Origin of the sequence: Ornithinimicrobium cryptoxanthini (genome assembly GCF_023923205.1) — a bacterium.
Taxonomy (GTDB): domain Bacteria; phylum Actinomycetota; class Actinomycetes; order Actinomycetales; family Dermatophilaceae; genus Ornithinicoccus; species Ornithinicoccus cryptoxanthini.
This window is the reverse complement of record NZ_CP099490.1, coordinates 2,401,240-2,416,172: the sequence shown is the minus strand read 5'-3', so window position 1 is coordinate 2,416,172 and position 14,933 is coordinate 2,401,240. Positions and strand designations below refer to the sequence as shown.

Annotated in this window: 14 protein-coding genes; 9 read left to right on the top strand and 5 right to left on the bottom strand. The window is 67.8% G+C overall.

Annotation, left to right across the window (positions count from 1 at the left end; genetic code table 11):
* Positions 1-50 precede the first annotated feature (50 nt).
* A complete protein-coding gene (locus NF557_RS11145) occupies positions 51-962 on the top strand; it encodes an alpha/beta fold hydrolase (RefSeq protein ID WP_342454481.1) in 912 nt (303 codons plus the stop codon).
* On the opposite strand, the gene NF557_RS11140 is transcribed toward NF557_RS11145, so the two are convergent.
* Together NF557_RS11140 and NF557_RS11135 are read right to left on the bottom strand one after the other, a co-directional pair.
* Positions 872-1,381, bottom strand: coding sequence for a hypothetical protein (locus tag NF557_RS11140; protein ID WP_252619385.1), 510 nt, complete (start codon positions 1,379-1,381; stop codon positions 872-874). The two genes, NF557_RS11145 and NF557_RS11140, sit on opposite strands and share 91 nt — an antisense overlap.
* Before the next feature lie 52 nt (positions 1,382-1,433).
* Positions 1,434-2,594 carry a pyridoxal phosphate-dependent aminotransferase gene (locus tag NF557_RS11135; RefSeq protein WP_252619383.1) on the bottom strand — a complete coding sequence of 387 codons (1,161 nt, stop codon included), beginning with the start codon at positions 2,592-2,594 and terminating at the stop codon, positions 1,434-1,436.
* A 227-nt stretch (positions 2,595-2,821) separates the two neighbouring features.
* Here NF557_RS11135 and rpsB point away from each other — a divergent pair, with 227 nt between their 5' ends.
* The 7 genes from rpsB (at position 2,822) to rlmN (ending at position 10,060) form a co-directional block, all read left to right on the top strand.
* The gene (gene rpsB, locus NF557_RS11130; RefSeq protein WP_252619381.1) at positions 2,822-3,820 is read left to right on the top strand and encodes a 30S ribosomal protein S2; all 999 of its coding nucleotides are present in this window, start codon (positions 2,822-2,824) and stop codon (positions 3,818-3,820) included.
* Positions 3,821-3,881: 61 nt separating this feature from the next.
* Positions 3,882-4,709, top strand: a complete 828-nt coding sequence (gene tsf, locus NF557_RS11125) for a translation elongation factor Ts (RefSeq protein ID WP_252619380.1) — start codon at positions 3,882-3,884, stop codon at positions 4,707-4,709.
* Positions 4,710-5,144: 435 nt separating this feature from the next.
* On the top strand, positions 5,145-5,840 hold the full coding sequence (gene pyrH, locus NF557_RS11120) for a UMP kinase (RefSeq protein ID WP_252624111.1): 696 nt from the start codon (positions 5,145-5,147) through the stop codon (positions 5,838-5,840).
* A 69-nt stretch (positions 5,841-5,909) separates the two neighbouring features.
* The gene (gene frr, locus NF557_RS11115) at positions 5,910-6,476 is read left to right on the top strand and encodes a ribosome recycling factor (protein WP_252619378.1); all 567 of its coding nucleotides are present in this window, start codon (positions 5,910-5,912) and stop codon (positions 6,474-6,476) included.
* A gap of 27 nt (positions 6,477-6,503) precedes the next feature.
* On the top strand, positions 6,504-7,379 hold the full coding sequence (locus NF557_RS11110; protein WP_252619376.1) for a phosphatidate cytidylyltransferase: 876 nt from the start codon (positions 6,504-6,506) through the stop codon (positions 7,377-7,379).
* A gap of 55 nt (positions 7,380-7,434) precedes the next feature.
* Complete coding sequence (locus tag NF557_RS11105) at positions 7,435-8,880, top strand: MFS transporter (protein WP_252619374.1); 1,446 nt, start codon at positions 7,435-7,437, stop codon at positions 8,878-8,880.
* A gap of 13 nt (positions 8,881-8,893) precedes the next feature.
* A complete protein-coding gene (gene rlmN / locus NF557_RS11100; protein WP_252619372.1) occupies positions 8,894-10,060 on the top strand; it encodes a dual-specificity RNA methyltransferase RlmN in 1,167 nt (388 codons plus the stop codon).
* A 166-nt stretch (positions 10,061-10,226) separates the two neighbouring features.
* On the opposite strand, the gene NF557_RS11095 is transcribed toward rlmN, so the two are convergent.
* Together NF557_RS11095 and NF557_RS11090 are read right to left on the bottom strand one after the other, a co-directional pair.
* Positions 10,227-10,889: a hypothetical protein gene (locus NF557_RS11095; RefSeq protein ID WP_252619370.1), complete on the bottom strand. Its 663-nt coding sequence runs from the start codon at positions 10,887-10,889 to the stop codon at positions 10,227-10,229.
* Between the two features lie 567 nt (positions 10,890-11,456).
* Entirely contained in the window at positions 11,457-12,521 is a 1,065-nt protein-coding gene (locus NF557_RS11090; protein ID WP_252619368.1) for an LOG family protein, read from the bottom strand.
* A 730-nt stretch (positions 12,522-13,251) separates the two neighbouring features.
* Here NF557_RS11090 and NF557_RS11085 point away from each other — a divergent pair.
* Complete coding sequence (locus tag NF557_RS11085) at positions 13,252-13,674, top strand: hypothetical protein (protein ID WP_252619367.1); 423 nt, start codon at positions 13,252-13,254, stop codon at positions 13,672-13,674.
* Between the two features lie 15 nt (positions 13,675-13,689).
* Here the strand turns inward: NF557_RS11085 and NF557_RS11080 are convergent, their stop codons facing one another.
* Positions 13,690-14,865: an LOG family protein gene (locus tag NF557_RS11080; RefSeq protein WP_252619366.1), complete on the bottom strand. Its 1,176-nt coding sequence runs from the start codon at positions 14,863-14,865 to the stop codon at positions 13,690-13,692.
* Between the last annotated feature and the right edge of the window lie 68 nt (positions 14,866-14,933).

The window sequence follows — 14,933 nt, the reverse complement described above, 5'->3', positions numbered from 1 at the left end:
TCCGCTCCAGGGTCGATGACAAGAGCAGGCCAGGGTGGAACAGTGGAGAGGTGCAGCGTCCCCAGCTCGTGAGCGTCGGTGGTGGCTGCCGGTTGGAGGTGAGGGCCTCAGGCACCGGTGAGCCGGTGCTCCTCATCCAGACGGCCCTCGCACCCGAGGAGGTCGCCCACCTGGCACGCGAGCCCGTCCTCGCAGACCGTCACCGAATCCTCGACCTACGACGCCGTGGATACGGGGCGAGCAGTCCGGCCAGCGGGCCGGGCTCGGTCACCCGCGATGCCGCAGACTGCCTGGCCGTTCTCCGGGCGACTCAGTGCCCGCCCGCGCACGTGGTCGGTGCGAGTTATGGCGCCGCCGTCGCACTCGAGTTGTTCGCGCTGGCACCGGAGATGGTGGCCACTCTCGTGCTGTTGGAGCCGCCCCCGGTGCATGGGAGCAGTGGGCCGGAGTTCCTGGCGGCCTGCTCCGAGCTGAGCACGGTCTTCGTCGAACGAGGGGTCACGGTGGCACTCGATGAGTTCACCCGCACACTGCGGAGCAGGACGAGATGGGCGAAGGAACGGCCCATGTGCGATCCGGAGGTCGTTGCCGCGGTGGAGCGCGACGCCACCACCTTCTTTATGGTCGACATCCCGGCGCTGATGTCGTGGCGACTGGATCCGACTCAGCTGACTGCGCGAGAGCCGCCGGTGCTCTATCTCGGCGGTGGCTCTAGCCACCCGTGGTTCGAGGACCAAGCTGCCTGGGTGGCCAGCCTCTTCCCGCACTGCGAACAGCACGTTGGTCTTAGGAGCCGGCCACGCGGTCCTCGAGACCCACAGCGCCCCAGTCGCGCGGGTGCTCGCGAGGTTCTTTGCGCAGCACGCCGGACTCAGCTCTTGAGACGCTCGGCGAGCTCGTCAAGCGCCCGCACGAGGGGGTCATCGGTCTTGATCTGCACCTCGCACGAGTCGACGTCCTGACGGTGCCCGTCAACCGTCCAGGCATAGCCGATTGAGGTGCCGTCGCTGTCCTCGGCGCAGTGGGTCGACGGTGCTGTGGCCTGCCCCAGCCGGGTGCTCATCAGCGCCTCGCGCACCTGGCTGAGTTCTCCCTCGGTGAGCCGGCCCTTGGACTCTCCGTCGTTGGCCCGGTAGTGCCAGACACCGTCGTGCTCGACCACGAGCTCTGATCGACAGGGACCCTCCGCGCACAGGCCACCCCTGGTCGTGCGTTCCACCGTGAACTCCGAGCGTTCCGCCGTGAGCTGCGAGTGTTCCGCCGTGGGCTGCCTGGTCGTCGAGTCACCATCCCCGCACCCACCGAGCAGCGCCAACAGCAGTGCGGCAGCCAGTGTCGCCCAGACTTGTCTGCGGGATGCACGCAGGCGGTTCACGACCATCAGCGGATCTCCTCATGCGGTGGGATGCCCTGCACGTGCTGATGCTCCGACCCTAGTGCCTCAGCGACTGCAAGCGACGGGCTCCCTCGCGCAGCACGTCCTCCTGCTTGCAGAACGCGAACCGCACCAGCGACGCCACCGGCTCGACATCGTCGCAGAAGGCCGAGACCGGCACCCCGACCACGCCAATCTCCTCCGGCATCCGACGACAGAACTCGACCGCGTCGGCGACCCCCAGCGCAGCGGCGTCCGCGATCACGAAATAGGTCCCCTGGCACGGCATGACCGGCAGCCCGGCACCCGTGAGCGCCTCGACCAGGATGTCGCGTTTGCCCTGCATCTCGGCCGCGAAGCCGACGAAGAACGAGTCCGGCAGGCCCAAGCCGTGGGCGATCGCGGGCTGGAAGGGACCAGAGCCGACGAAGGTCAGGAACTGCTTGACCGCGCGCACCGCGTCCACCAGATCGGCAGGTCCGTGCACCCACCCGACCTTCCACCCCGTCAGCGAGAACGTCTTGCCGCCTGAGCTGATCGTCAGCGTCCGGTCCGCCATCCCCGGGAGCGTCGCGATCGGGGTGTGGGTCAGCCCGTCGAAGGTGAGGTGCTCATAGACCTCGTCGGAGATCACCACCGCGTCGTGCTCGCGGGCCAACTGCGCCACCAGGTCCAGCTCGGCCCGGGTGAACACCTTGCCGGTCGGGTTGTGTGGCGAGTTGAGCAGCACGGCCCGGGTCCTCGGACCGAAGGCCGCCCGAAGCGCGGACTCGTCGACGGCCAGGTCCGGGAAGTGCAGCGGCACGGTGCGGCGCACGCCACCTGCCAAGGCGATCGACGCGGCATACGAGTCATAGAACGGCTCAAAGGTCACCACCTCCTCGCCCGGCTCCACCAGCGCCAGGATTGAGGCGGCGATCGCCTCGGTCGCCCCCACCGTGACCAGCACCTCGCTGTCCGGGTCGACGGACAGACCATAGAAGCGCTCCTGGTGCTCAGCGATCGCCGAGCGCAGCACCGGCATGCCGATGGCAGGGGAGTACTGGTTCAACCCGGAGGCGATCGACTCGCGCGCGATGTCGAGCAGCTCCTGCGGCCCGTCCGTGTCCGGGAAGCCCTGGCCGAGGTTGACCGCGTCGAACTGCAGGGCGCGCTGGGTCATCTCGGCAAAGACCGTGGTGCCGAAGCCGGTCATGCGCGTGACAAGAGGATTTCGCATGACCAGCACGGTAGCCGTAAGATGGCAGGCACGTGCAGTGTGCCCGGAGACGGGTGCACCGGACGAATTCGCGCACGAGCTCACCGGCACACCACCGCGACCTCCGGTCGACGGCCAGGTATGCCGGGTCGCACCTCCGCGGTCCCGTCCCCACCACTGGGGTCGGGTGGAGGTCGTCGCCCGTGCCAGGAGACCAACTGCAACCGACTAGAAAGCGAGACCTCGGCATGGCCGTCGTCACTATGCGCCAGCTCCTCGAGAGCGGCGTCCACTTCGGGCACCAGACCCGTCGCTGGAACCCCAAGATGAAGCGCTTCATCATGACCGAGCGCAATGGCATCTACATCATTGACCTGCAGCAGTCGCTGACCTACCTCAACGAGGCCTACGACTTCGTCAAGCAGACCGTCGCCCACGGCGGCACCATCCTGTTCGTCGGCACCAAGAAGCAGGCCCAGGAGGCCATCGCCGACCAGGCCACCCGCGTGGGCATGCCCTACGTGAACCACCGCTGGCTGGGCGGCATGCTCACCAACTTCCAGACTGTCTCCAAGCGGCTGACCCGCCTCAAGGAGCTCGAGGAGATCGACTTCGACGCTGTGGCCGGTTCCGGGCACACCAAGAAGGAGCTCCTGATGATGCGCCGCGAGCACGAGAAGCTCGACCGCACCCTGGGTGGCATCCGCGACATGGGCAAGGTGCCCTCCGCCGTGTGGGTCGTCGACACCAAGAAGGAGCACCTGGCGGTCACCGAGGCGCGCAAGCTCGGCGTCCCCGTCATCGCGATCCTGGACACCAACTGCGACCCGGACGAGGTCGACTACAAGGTGCCGGGCAACGATGACGCGATCCGCTCGGTCGCGCTGCTGACCCGCGTGATGGCTGACGCTGTCGCCGATGGCCTGATGTCCCGCGCTGGTGGCGGCTCCTCCGAGGAGGGCGCCGCGGCCGCCGAGCCGATGGCTGAGTGGGAGCGCGAGCTGCTCGCCGGCACCGAGGAGACCCCGGCTGCCGAGGCTCCGACTGCTGAGACCGCTGAGGCTCCGACTGCTGAGACCGCTCAGACTCCCGCTGAGGTCACCGAGGCCCCGGCTGCTGAGGCCCCCGCCGTTGAGGCCACCGAGGCCCCCGAGGCCCCCGAGGCCCCCACTGCTGAGACCCCCGCCGCTGAGACCACCGAGGCTCCCGCAGCCGACGCAGAGGCCGCACCGGCCGAGCAGGCCTGAGCCACTCGGCATACGCCACCGCAATCCACGAAGTTCCACCAAGAAGGAGCGAACCCGATCCATGGCGAACTACACCGCCGCTGACATCAAGGCCCTGCGCGAGGCGACTGGCGCCGGCATGATGGACGTCAAGAAGGCCCTCGACGAGTCCGACGGCGACACCGCCAAGGCCACCGAGATCCTGCGGGTCAAGGGCCTGAAGGGCGTCACCAAGCGCGAGGGCCGCTCGGCCTCCAACGGCATGGTCGTCGCGCACGTCGACGGCACCACCGGCACCCTCGTCGAGATCAACTGCGAGACGGACTTCGTCGCCAAGGGCGAGAAGTTCGGCGAGCTGGCCGACAAGGTGCTGGCCCAGGCCGTCGCCACCGGCGCGACCGATGCCGAGACGCTGCTGGCCAGCGAGCTCGACGGTCAGTCCGTGCAGGACGTGCTCAACGACGCCAACGCGACCATCGGCGAGAAGATCGAGATCCGTCGGGTCGCCCGCGTCGAGGGCGAGCAGGTCGCGTCCTATCTGCACAAGACCAGCCCCGACCTGCCCGCGCAGATCGGTGTCCTCGTGGCCACCGCGGGCGGCGACGCCCAGCTGGGTCGCGACGTCGCGATGCACGTCGCGGCGTTCAGCCCGACCGTGCTGACCCGTGACGAGGTCGCCGAGGAGACCGTCGCTGCAGAGCGTCGGATCGCCGAGGAGACCGCTCGTGAGGAGGGCAAGCCCGAGCAGGCGCTGCCCAAGATCATCGAGGGTCGCGTCAACGGCTACTTCAAGGAGAACGTCCTGCTCGACCAGGCGTTCGCCAAGGACCCCAAGAAGTCTGTCGCCCAGATCGTCAAGGAGGGCGGCGCGGAGGTCACCTCCTTCGCCCGCTTCAAGGTCGGCGTCTGAGCCAGGCTCCATCAGGTCGTATGCCGTGAGGCCGGGTCCCCCTGTGGGGTCCGGCCTCTCGGCGTCTCTGACGGTGCTGAGCCGCACGTGCTCGCTGTCGAGCGACCAGAGGCTGACGGCGGACCCGGGCGTGAAGGATGCGTCCAGCTGCATGGATCCCTCACGCGTGACGCGACCCGGGCGTGAAGGATGCGTCCAGCTGCACCAGGACGTGTGACGCGAGGGGACGGTGGGGCGCGCTCAGCAGGGCCCCGTGCAGCCAGGTGTGCCGCGGACGCCTGCGTGTGGCAGGATCGAGCGACCGCTGACCGCCGCAGGAACCGGTAGGAGATCTTGGTGCCCGACAGTCTGACAACCACCTTTGCCGCATCCCCGACACAGCAGAGCGCACCCGAACCGGACAACGTTGCCGAGGGCAGCGTCGAGCCACGCCGGGTGCTGCTGAAGCTGTCGGGTGAGGCCTTTGGTGGCGGCAGCGTCGGGCTCGACCCCGACGTCGTGCGCGGCATCGCGCGCCAGATCGCACGGGCCGCGGCCGAGGGTGTGCAGATCGCCGTCGTGATGGGCGGCGGCAACTTCTTCCGGGGGGCCGAGCTGCAGCAGCGGGGCATGGACCGGGCGCGCGCCGACTATATGGGCATGCTCGGCACCGTGATGAACTGCCTGGCCCTGCAGGACTTCCTGGAGAAGGAGGGCGTCGACACCCGCGTGCAGACGGCCATCACGATGGGGCAGGTCGCCGAGCCCTACATCCCGCGGCGGGCGATCCGGCACCTGGAGAAGGGCCGCGTGGTGATCTTCGGCGCCGGCGCCGGCATGCCCTACTTCTCCACCGACACCGTGTCGGCCCAGCGCGCGCTGGAGATCCACTGCGACGCGGTGCTGATGAGCAAGCACGGGGTCGACGGCGTCTACACCGCAGACCCCAAGACCAACCCGGACGCCGTCAAGATCGACACCCTGACCTATGCTGAGGCGCTCTCCGAGAACCTTCGCGTCGTCGATGCCGCCGCCTTCAGCCTGTGCATGGACAACGGTCTGTCCATGCTTGTTTTTGGCATGGGCGGCGAGGACAGCATCACCCGCGCGCTGCGTGGTGAGAAGATCGGAACACTGGTCACCGCGCACTGAGAGCAGCGACCACGAGCAGACAGCCTGCGCGCCGCGATCGGTGCGCACCGTCGACAAGGAGCACGAGGCATGTCGGAGACGATCGAACTGGCCCAGCTGGAGGCCGAGGAAAAGATGGGCAAGGCCGTCGAGGTCGTCCGGGACGACATGGCCGCCATCCGCACCGGCCGCGCCCACCCGGCGATGTTCAACAAGCTGATGGTCGACTACTACGGTGCGCCCACCCCGTTGCAGCAGCTGGCCTCCTTCACCGTCCAGGACGCCCGCACCGTGCTGATCACCCCCTTCGACAAGGGCGCCATGTCCGGCATCGAGAAGGTGCTGCGCGAGGGCGACCTGGGCCTCAACCCGAGCAACGACGGTCACGCGATCCGCATCGTCATGCCGCAGCTGACCGAGGAGCGCCGCAAGGAATACATCAAGCTGGCGCGCACCAAGGGTGAGGACGCCAAGGTGTCGGTGCGCAACGTGCGGCGCGCCACCATGGACACCATCTCCAAGGCCGTCAAGGACGGCGAGATCGGTGAGGACGAGGGTGCCCGCTCCGAGAAGGAGATCGAGGCCCTGACCAGGAAGTTCGTGGACCAGATCGACGAGGTGCTCAAACTCAAGGAAGCCGAGCTGCTGGAGGTCTGAGGGACCCTGATCCCTGGAGGAGGGACGATGGAGGCATCGTCGCGGCGCGCCTTCAAGGCACAGCAGCGGTCGGCGGATCCGGCGACCGCCAAGGCACCCTCTCGGGCCGGCCGCAACCTCCCCGCGGCGATCGCAGTGGGGGTCGCCCTAGGGGCCCTCGTCATTGCCACGGCCCTGCTCTATAGACCGGCGTTCGTCGCCCTGGTCACCATCGTCGCCGTGATCGGATCCCTCGAGCTGGTCAACGCCCTCCGGACCGGACGCATCAACGCACCACTGGTGCCGGTCCTCATCGGCGCCCTCGCCCTGGTGCCACTGGCGTATGTGGGGGGCAGCTCGGCCTATCTGCTCGGCTATGGCCTGGTGGCCCTGACGGTGCTCGTATGGCGTGCGCTGGACGGTCCCACCGGTGCGGTTCGCGACGTGGCCGGCGGGGTCTTCATCGTCACCTATGTCGGTCTGGCCGGCTTTGCCGCGCTGATGCTGGCCGAACCCGACGGTGGCCAGCGGATCATCGTCTTCGCCCTGCTCACCACGATGAGCGACATCGGTGGGTATGCCGTGGGGGTGCTGTTCGGCAAGCACCCGATGGCCCCCTCGATCAGCCCGAAGAAGTCGTGGGAAGGCTTTGCCGGCTCGGTGCTGACCTCTGTCGTCGCTGGTGCGATCAGTGTGCCGCTGCTCCTGGGCGGTGATTGGTGGGCTGGCGCCCTCCTCGGCGTGCCGATCGCGTTCTTCGCCACGGTCGGGGACCTGTCTGAGTCGACCATCAAGCGGGACCTCGGGATCAAGGACATGGGCAACGTGCTGCCCGGTCACGGGGGTGTCATGGACCGGCTGGACTCCCTGCTGATCACGGCGCCGGTGGCCTGGGTCCTGCTCAGCGTGCTGGTCCCCGCCTGAGCGAACTCCTGCAAACAGGTGGTCTGACGGCTCACTAGAGTGCTAGCATCATAGAATGACCACGCGATCTGTCGCCCACGCCGAGCCTCGCACGGAGGCTCGTTCTGCCGCCGTCCTGGCCGCCGCTCTCCTCCTCGTCGAGCTGGTCGCGGCCTGCCAGTCCTATCTGACCACCACCATCACGCCGCTGATGGCGCAGGACCTGCACGCGCAGGACGGTTATGGCCTGCTGGTGGCCGCGACCCAGGCGGCGATGTTCCTGACCATGCCCCTGGGGGCGGCGCTGTTGTCCCGGTGGAGTGCCTCGCAGATGCTGACGTGGCTCACGCCGCTGGTCGTCGTCGGGGGAGTGCTGAGCGCGTTCGCGCCCACCTTTGCCCTCTTCGTGTCTGGCCGGGTGCTGGCTGCGCTGGCGGCCGGTGCGCTGATGACGGTCTCGCTCTCCGCGCTGGCCACGGCGCTGCCCGCAGCCTGGCGCCGGCTGGTGCTGGCGGGCTATGCCATGGTCTGGCTGGTCGCCTCCCTTGTCGGGCCGGTGTATGCCGGGTGGGCGTCCTCGGCGATCGGCTGGCGGTGGTCGCTGGTCGCCTATCTGCCGCTCTTCCTCATCGCGCGGGCCGTGGTGATCGTGCGACTGCGGCAGCTGGACCGGGCCCAGCAGGACGGACGGGATCCGTTGGGGCTGGGGCCGGCAGTCGGGCTGGCCACCGGCGTGACCCTCCTGTCACTGGTCGGCACCTCGGTCCCCGGCACGGTCGTGGGCATCGCGGGAGGCGCACTCGTGCTGGCAGCGGCCGCTCGGATCCTGCCCGCCGGCACGCTCGTGGCCCGACCGGGAAGACCCGCGACGATCCTGCTGATGGGTCTGCTGTGTGCCGTCTATTTCGGGGGCCACGCCGTGGTGGCGATCACCGCACACGACCTGATAGGGCGCACCGCCGGCGACCTGGCCCTCCTGCTGGGGCTCGGCGGTGCCGCGTGGTCCGTCCTCGGCATGGTCTGTGGCCGGTGGCCGGCACGGGACCACACGGCATACCTCCGGCGGGTCGTGGGTGCTGCCGGGCTGCTGGCTGCGGGCTTTGCTGCCCTGGCCCTGTCCCTGCTGTCGGCAGCATCCCTCCTGCCGGCGACACTCCTGCCCTCCGCGACAGGCGCCTGGGAACTGCACCTGGTGGGTTGGGCGTTGACCGGTGCCGGGATGGGGCTCGCCTATGTCGACACGCTCAACCGGGTGCTGGACGAGCCCACCGCACCCGACGGCATCGGCACCCACGTCGCGGCCCAGGCACTGGTGATGGCCGAGGTCGTCGGCACCGCCCTGCTCGCGACCGTGACCGCCTCAGCGCTCGCCTGGGTGCTCTCGGCAGCGACCGAGCGCGGTGTGTTCGCGGCGGGGGTCTACCTCGCCCTGGGAATGCTCGCACTGCTGCTGATCCCACTGGCCTGGCGCTCCGAACAGGTGGCGGACCTCGGGCAGGTGGGTTTCCGGCGGCGGTCCTGAGACACTGGAGGCGATGACCACCGAACTGCCGACCCCCAGCACCCGCCCCGCCCCTGGGACGCTGACCTTCAGCGCGCCACGACGGGGCAAGGCGCCAACCCATCTGGCTGATCTGGACATGGCCGGTCGCCGCGACTGGCTGACCGAGCTGGGCCACAAGCCGTTCCGCGCCGACCAGGTGTCGCGCCACTACTTTGAGCGGTTGGTCACCGACCCTGAGCAGATGACCGATCTGCCCAGAGAGGGGCGTGACGAGCTGGTCGGGACCCTGCTGCCGCAGCTGCTGACGCCGATCCGCACTCTGTCGACCGATGACGGTGCGACGGTCAAGCAGGTCCACCGGCTGCACGACGGCGCGATGGTCGAGTCGGTGCTGATGCGCTATCCGGGCCGGGTGACCATGTGCATCTCCAGCCAGGCGGGCTGTGGCATGAACTGCCCCTTCTGCGCGACCGGGCAGGCGGGCCTGACCCGCAACCTGTCGACGGCCGAGATTGTGGAGCAGGTCGTGGCGGCCGCCCGTTACCTTCGCCACGGCGACCTCGCGGGCGGCACCGACGGGGCCGGCTCGACCGAGGACGCGCTGCGCGTCAGCAACGTCGTCTTCATGGGCATGGGGGAGGCGCTGGCCAACTACCGCAAGGCCGTCGACGCGATCCGTCGCCTCGTCGACCCTTCGCCCGGGGGGCTCGGCATGTCCGCCCGTGGCGTCACCATGTCGACCGTCGGCCTGGTCCCGGCCATCGACAAGCTCGGCAGGGAGGGCATCCCAGTCACCCTCGCACTGTCCCTGCACGCCCCCGATGACGAGCTGCGCGACGAGCTGGTGCCGATCAACACCCGGTGGAAGGTCGACGAGGCCCTCGACGCCGCCTACCGCTACTACGAGACGACCGGGCGCCGCGTCAGCATCGAGTACGCCCTGATCAAGGACATCAACGACCACGCCTGGCGGGCTGACCTGCTCGGCGAGAAGCTCAACGCCCGCGGTCGCGGCTGGGTGCACGTCAACCCGATCCCGTTGAACCCGACGCCGGGCTCGAAGTGGACCGCCTCCCGCCCCGGTGTCGAGCAGCAGTTCGTCGAGCGACTCCTGGCCCACGGGATCCCCACCACCGTGCGGGACACCCGCGGCTCGGAGATCGACGGTGCCTGCGGCCAGCTCGCTGCCACGGTCTGAGTTGCGTGGGCCTTCGCCACAGGGCGCAGGTCACCCGGTCAACAGGATCGTGACATAGGCTCCGCCGTGCCGCACGGTCGCGTCCTGCTCCGGGCGCTCCCGCTCGACGGGGGGCAGTCATCTCACGAACCTTAAGGCGCCGACAACGAGTGGGATGCGAAGAGCCTCAATCTTCAGGCGGGACCAAGTCCCGCAGTTCCCACTCATCTGGCCCAGGGCACACGTCAGTCAGGAAGGAGTCGACGGACGCGATCGCACCCGCTTCTTCCATGCTCACGAGTTGCGGCATCAAAAGTGAGAATAGTGTCCATGAATACGGATCCTGAAGGAAAGTCTCCTTCGTAGGAACAGCGTCCAAGTCCACCGACACGCCGTTGCGTTGCGCGCAGGGCAACGTCTCGGTGATCCAGTGGTCATACAGTCGCGCGAACTGACGGTCGGTGAGTGGAGACAGGAACTCGGGACGGATCGGATACTGAGCAGTGCAGATGTAGATGCTGAGATTGCTTGCCTCGAGTTGATCCTCAGGCACAGTCACCCAGCCATCATTGCCCTGCATCCAGCCTTCTTCCGCAAGGCAACCATCCACGGCCGCTTGAGACTCGGACGGGCTCACCTCTCGGACAACGGGCACCTCCGGCGGATCCGCGATCCCGAGCGACTCGGCAAGACCAGCGAGATGATCGTCCCAGACAATCGGGCCGGGATGGCTCCCGTGTGTTGTGCGTGATGTTTGCCCGATGTCTGGATTCCCAGAGCACGCGCTCAGCAAGATGCTGGATGCGACTTCAACGGCACTCAGCGAAGCTCCCAGGTGTCGCCCGCTCACCCGCTCACCCGCACATGAGGCGTGGACGGCTGACCCATGAGGCCCGACTGGTATTAGCCTGGATTTCTGAGACAGTCGTCCAGAGCATGTTGACAGTGCGGTCGGGATTCGGGTAATCGACCCACGAGTAGTACTTCCAACTGTGGGTTCCGCGAACGAACGGCTTGCCAGTGTGCTTCCATGCGTCAAACTTCAATGTTCCGATAGTTCCCGCAGTGATCCTGATCGGCACGTAGCAATCTTCGCCGAACCGGACGAAACTGGCACCCGAGGCGGGTGCTGCTGAAACAATCACAAGCGCTAATGCTGCTAAACCTCCTCCTAGGCGGCCTAGCGGCGCGCGACGTTGCTGCGACGTAAGCATTTCTACCCCCAAGTGTTCGAGATTGGTGAATAGTAGAATACCCCCCCCCGGTCTCAAGAACACAAGAGCTCGCGTTGACTGGCCCAAGCGGTGAAAAGTCTGCGAGATCCTCTGCGGCGCAGGAGGGTCAGCCCTACATCGATGACCCCGCCGGTCCGAGGCCACAACCCGAAGATATCGAGTGGTGACTGCGCGCTTCCGGATCACCCGATCAGCAGTGATGCGGCTTCCTCGACGGTGTCGACGAGGTGGAGCTGAGCAGCCATCGCTCGGTCGCGGCCCAACGCCTCCAGCAGGGGGAAGACCGGTAGGTGCTCGGTCCAGTGCCTCCGGTCGACCAGCACCAGCGGTGGCACGCGGTAGTCCACCTCGTAGTAGAGGCGGGTCGCCATCTGGAAGATCTCCTGGACAGTCCCGGCGGCACCGGGCAGCACCACGACCCCGGAGGTGCTGTGGTGTAGCAGCAGGTCCTCACGCAGGGCGTTGCTGAAGAACTTCGCGATGAGGTCACCGAAGACGTTGGGCGGCTCGTGGCCGTAGTGCCGGGTCGGGATGCCCAGACTGCGCAGCGGTGACGGCGCTTGGTCGGTGCCTTGGGCGGCGTGAACCACGTCGAGGGCCACCTGCGCCCACGCGCCGAGCCCCTGGTCGAAGTGCGGCACCGTGGCCAGCTGTTCCAGTGCCGGTTCCAGCAGGTCGGCGCTGCGGCACCAGGCTCCGAGGTTTGCCGCCTCCATGGCGCCGGGCCCACCTCCTGTGGCCACGACATACCCCGCCTCGGCGAAGCCGAAGCCCAAGCGTGCCGCGTCGCGGAACCCGGCCGACCCGCGGGCCAGCGCGTGCCCGCCCATCACCCCGACGACCTTGCGCTCGGAGACCGTGTCGACCAGGGCATCGGACATGGCGTCGTCGTGGATCGCCCGTAGGATCGTGACATAGGCGTCGTGCCGGACGGTGGCGTCCTGGAGCCAGCGATAGGCCCGCGCATCGGTCGTCTGCTCATAACCGTGCTCGGCCAGGCCGTCATAGAGTTCGTCCGCCGTGTAGAGCGACCCGCGGTAGGGACGCACGGGGGCATCGGGCGCCGCCGGGAAGATGATGGCCCCGCGGTGGCGAAGGTGCCGGTCCAGCGCGGGCGAGACCGTGCCGCCCAGCACGATGAGTCCCTCCAGGTCATCGCGGGCCAGCAGCTGCTCCTCGACCTGGGTCAGGGCCAGTCCCTTCAGGCGCGAACCGCCCAGTGCGGCGCCCGCCGTGAGCAGCGCCACTCGTGGTGCAGAAGGATCGGGGGATTCAGACCCGTTTGGACGGACGTGGCGCTCGGTTTCGCGTTTCTTCAGACCTTCCGGGTGGTGCTGATGACCGGGGCCACTCGACGGCGCGCCAGTCCGCACCTCCGCTATTGCATGCGCCTGTGGCGTGTGAGACGGTGAGGGGCATCCTGCTGCAACGAGTGGTTCCAGCAGTCTGACACGGGGGGTGACATGGGCCGAAGGTCTGGAAACAGAGCTGGCTTGGTTCTGTCCTTAGCCATTAGTTTAGTTTTGGCTGGTGCGGTAACTTCTTCGGGCGAAGTTGTCAGTGGGTCCGTGCCTTCTGTCGCCAGCGCGGCGCTTAAGATGACGGGGACTCAGGGGGCAGTGGTCCCTGCCTCAGAAGACGATGGCGGCTACAGGTGGCCTGCGGACTGTGCGTTTGGGGCCGACACTCGTCCTGCTGTGACGTGGCGCGCCCGTCAAGGCACAGTGAAGGTTACGCCGCCAGGATCTGGCTCCACCCTGACGTACAGCACTGGCACCTTTTTCGCTGGGGCAACGGACCCTGGCTTGATGGCGGGTGGCTGGTGGTATGTCCTTGCATACGGAGACTTGGATGCGCTGGGCACCTTCGGCAGTTGCACGGCTCCGTAGTGCGCCGCTGGGTCTTGCTGTGGTGCTCCTCGGCACTCTCGTGGCCAGTGGGTGCAGCACGGCTGATAGCGAGACAGAGGGTGCGCCGGTGGACAGGGCTGCTGAGGCCGAGTATCGACGCGAGTACCTGGAGTTCACTGCTGACTGCCTGACGGAAGCCGGATTTCCCTCCGAGTTGATGCCGAATGGATCGGTCAAGACTGCTCATGGCGCCCAATACGACGAATTTCGGCAAGCCAGTCAGGAGTGCGACCAGGAGTTCGGTCCGCTTCCGTCGGCGGCACCAGCGAGCGATGAGGAGCTCAGCAAGTTCTATGACCTGCAGGTGGAGTCGTATGAGTGTCTGGTCGAGCATGGCCACAACCCCATGCCGCCACCGTCTCGAGAGACCTACATCGCCCAGTTTCACACAGACCAGGCGTGGGACGCCTACCTGCCGGCGCAGCAGGGTCAGCCCTACATCGATGACCCCGCCTGTCCGAGGCCACAACCCGAAGATATCGAGTGGTGACTGCGCGCTTCCGGATCACCCGATCAGCAGTGATGCGGCTTCCTCGACGGTGTCGACGAGGTGGAGCTGAGCAGCCATCGCTCGGTCGCGGCCCAACGCCTCCAGCAGGGGGAAGACCGGTAGGTGCTCGGTCCAGTGCCTCCGGTCGACCAGCACCAGGGGAGGGACCCGGTGGTCCACCTCGTAGTAGAGGCGGGTCGCCATCTGGAAGATCTCCTGCACGGTGCCGGCGGCGCCGGGCAGCACCACGAGTCCGGAGGTGCTGTGGTGCAGGAGCAGATCCTCGCGCAGAGCGTTGCTGAAGAACTTCGCGATCAGGTCACCGAAGACGTTGGGTGGCTCGTGACCGTAGTGCCAGGTCGGGATGCCGAGGCTGCGTAGGGGTGACGGCGGCCGGTCGGTGCCGTAGGCGGCGTGGACCACGTCGAGGGCCACCTGGGCCCAGGCGCCGACGCCCTGATCGAAGTGCGGCACCGTGACCAGCTGCTCCAAGGCTGGTTCCAGGAGGTCGGCACTGCGGCACCAGGCCCCCAGGTTCGCCGCCTCCATCGCGCCGGGCCCACCGCCTGTGGCCACGACATACCCCGCCTCTGCCAGCGTGAACCCCAGGCGTGCCGCGTCGCGGAACCCGGCCGACCCGCGGGCCAGCGCGTGCCCGCCCATCACCCCGACCACTTTGCGCTCAGAAACCACGTCGACCAGGGCATCGGACATGGCGTCGTCATGGATCGCGCGCAGGACCGTGACGTAGGCGTCGTGCCGCACGGTGGCATCCTGGAGCCACCGATAGGCCTTCGCGTCGGTCGTCTGCTCATAACCGTGCTCAGCGAGGCCGTCGTAGAGTTCGTCCGCGGTGTAGAGCGACCCACGGTAGGGCCGCACGGGGGCATGTGGCGCCGCTGGGAAAATGATCGCCCCACAGCGTCGCAGGTGCTGCTCTAGCGCGGGCGGGACCGCGCCGCCCAGCACGATCAGCCCCTCGAGGTCTTCTCGTGCCAGCAGCTGCTCCTCGACGTGGGTCAGGTCCAGTGCCTTCAGGCGTGATCCGCGCAGCGCGGCCCCCGTCGTGAGGAGCGCCTCGAGGGTGTCCAGGTCCCTGACCTCGTGGATCAAGCCGGGCAGCGCGGCACGGAAGGGACGGTGATAGCGCACCTCGTGCTCCGAGTGCTCCCGCTCGACGGGGTCGGTCATGCCACGACCCTAACGGTCTTGGAGTTGCCTCTTCAGACAGGTCCTGGCGGCTTCGGCTGACAGTTGAC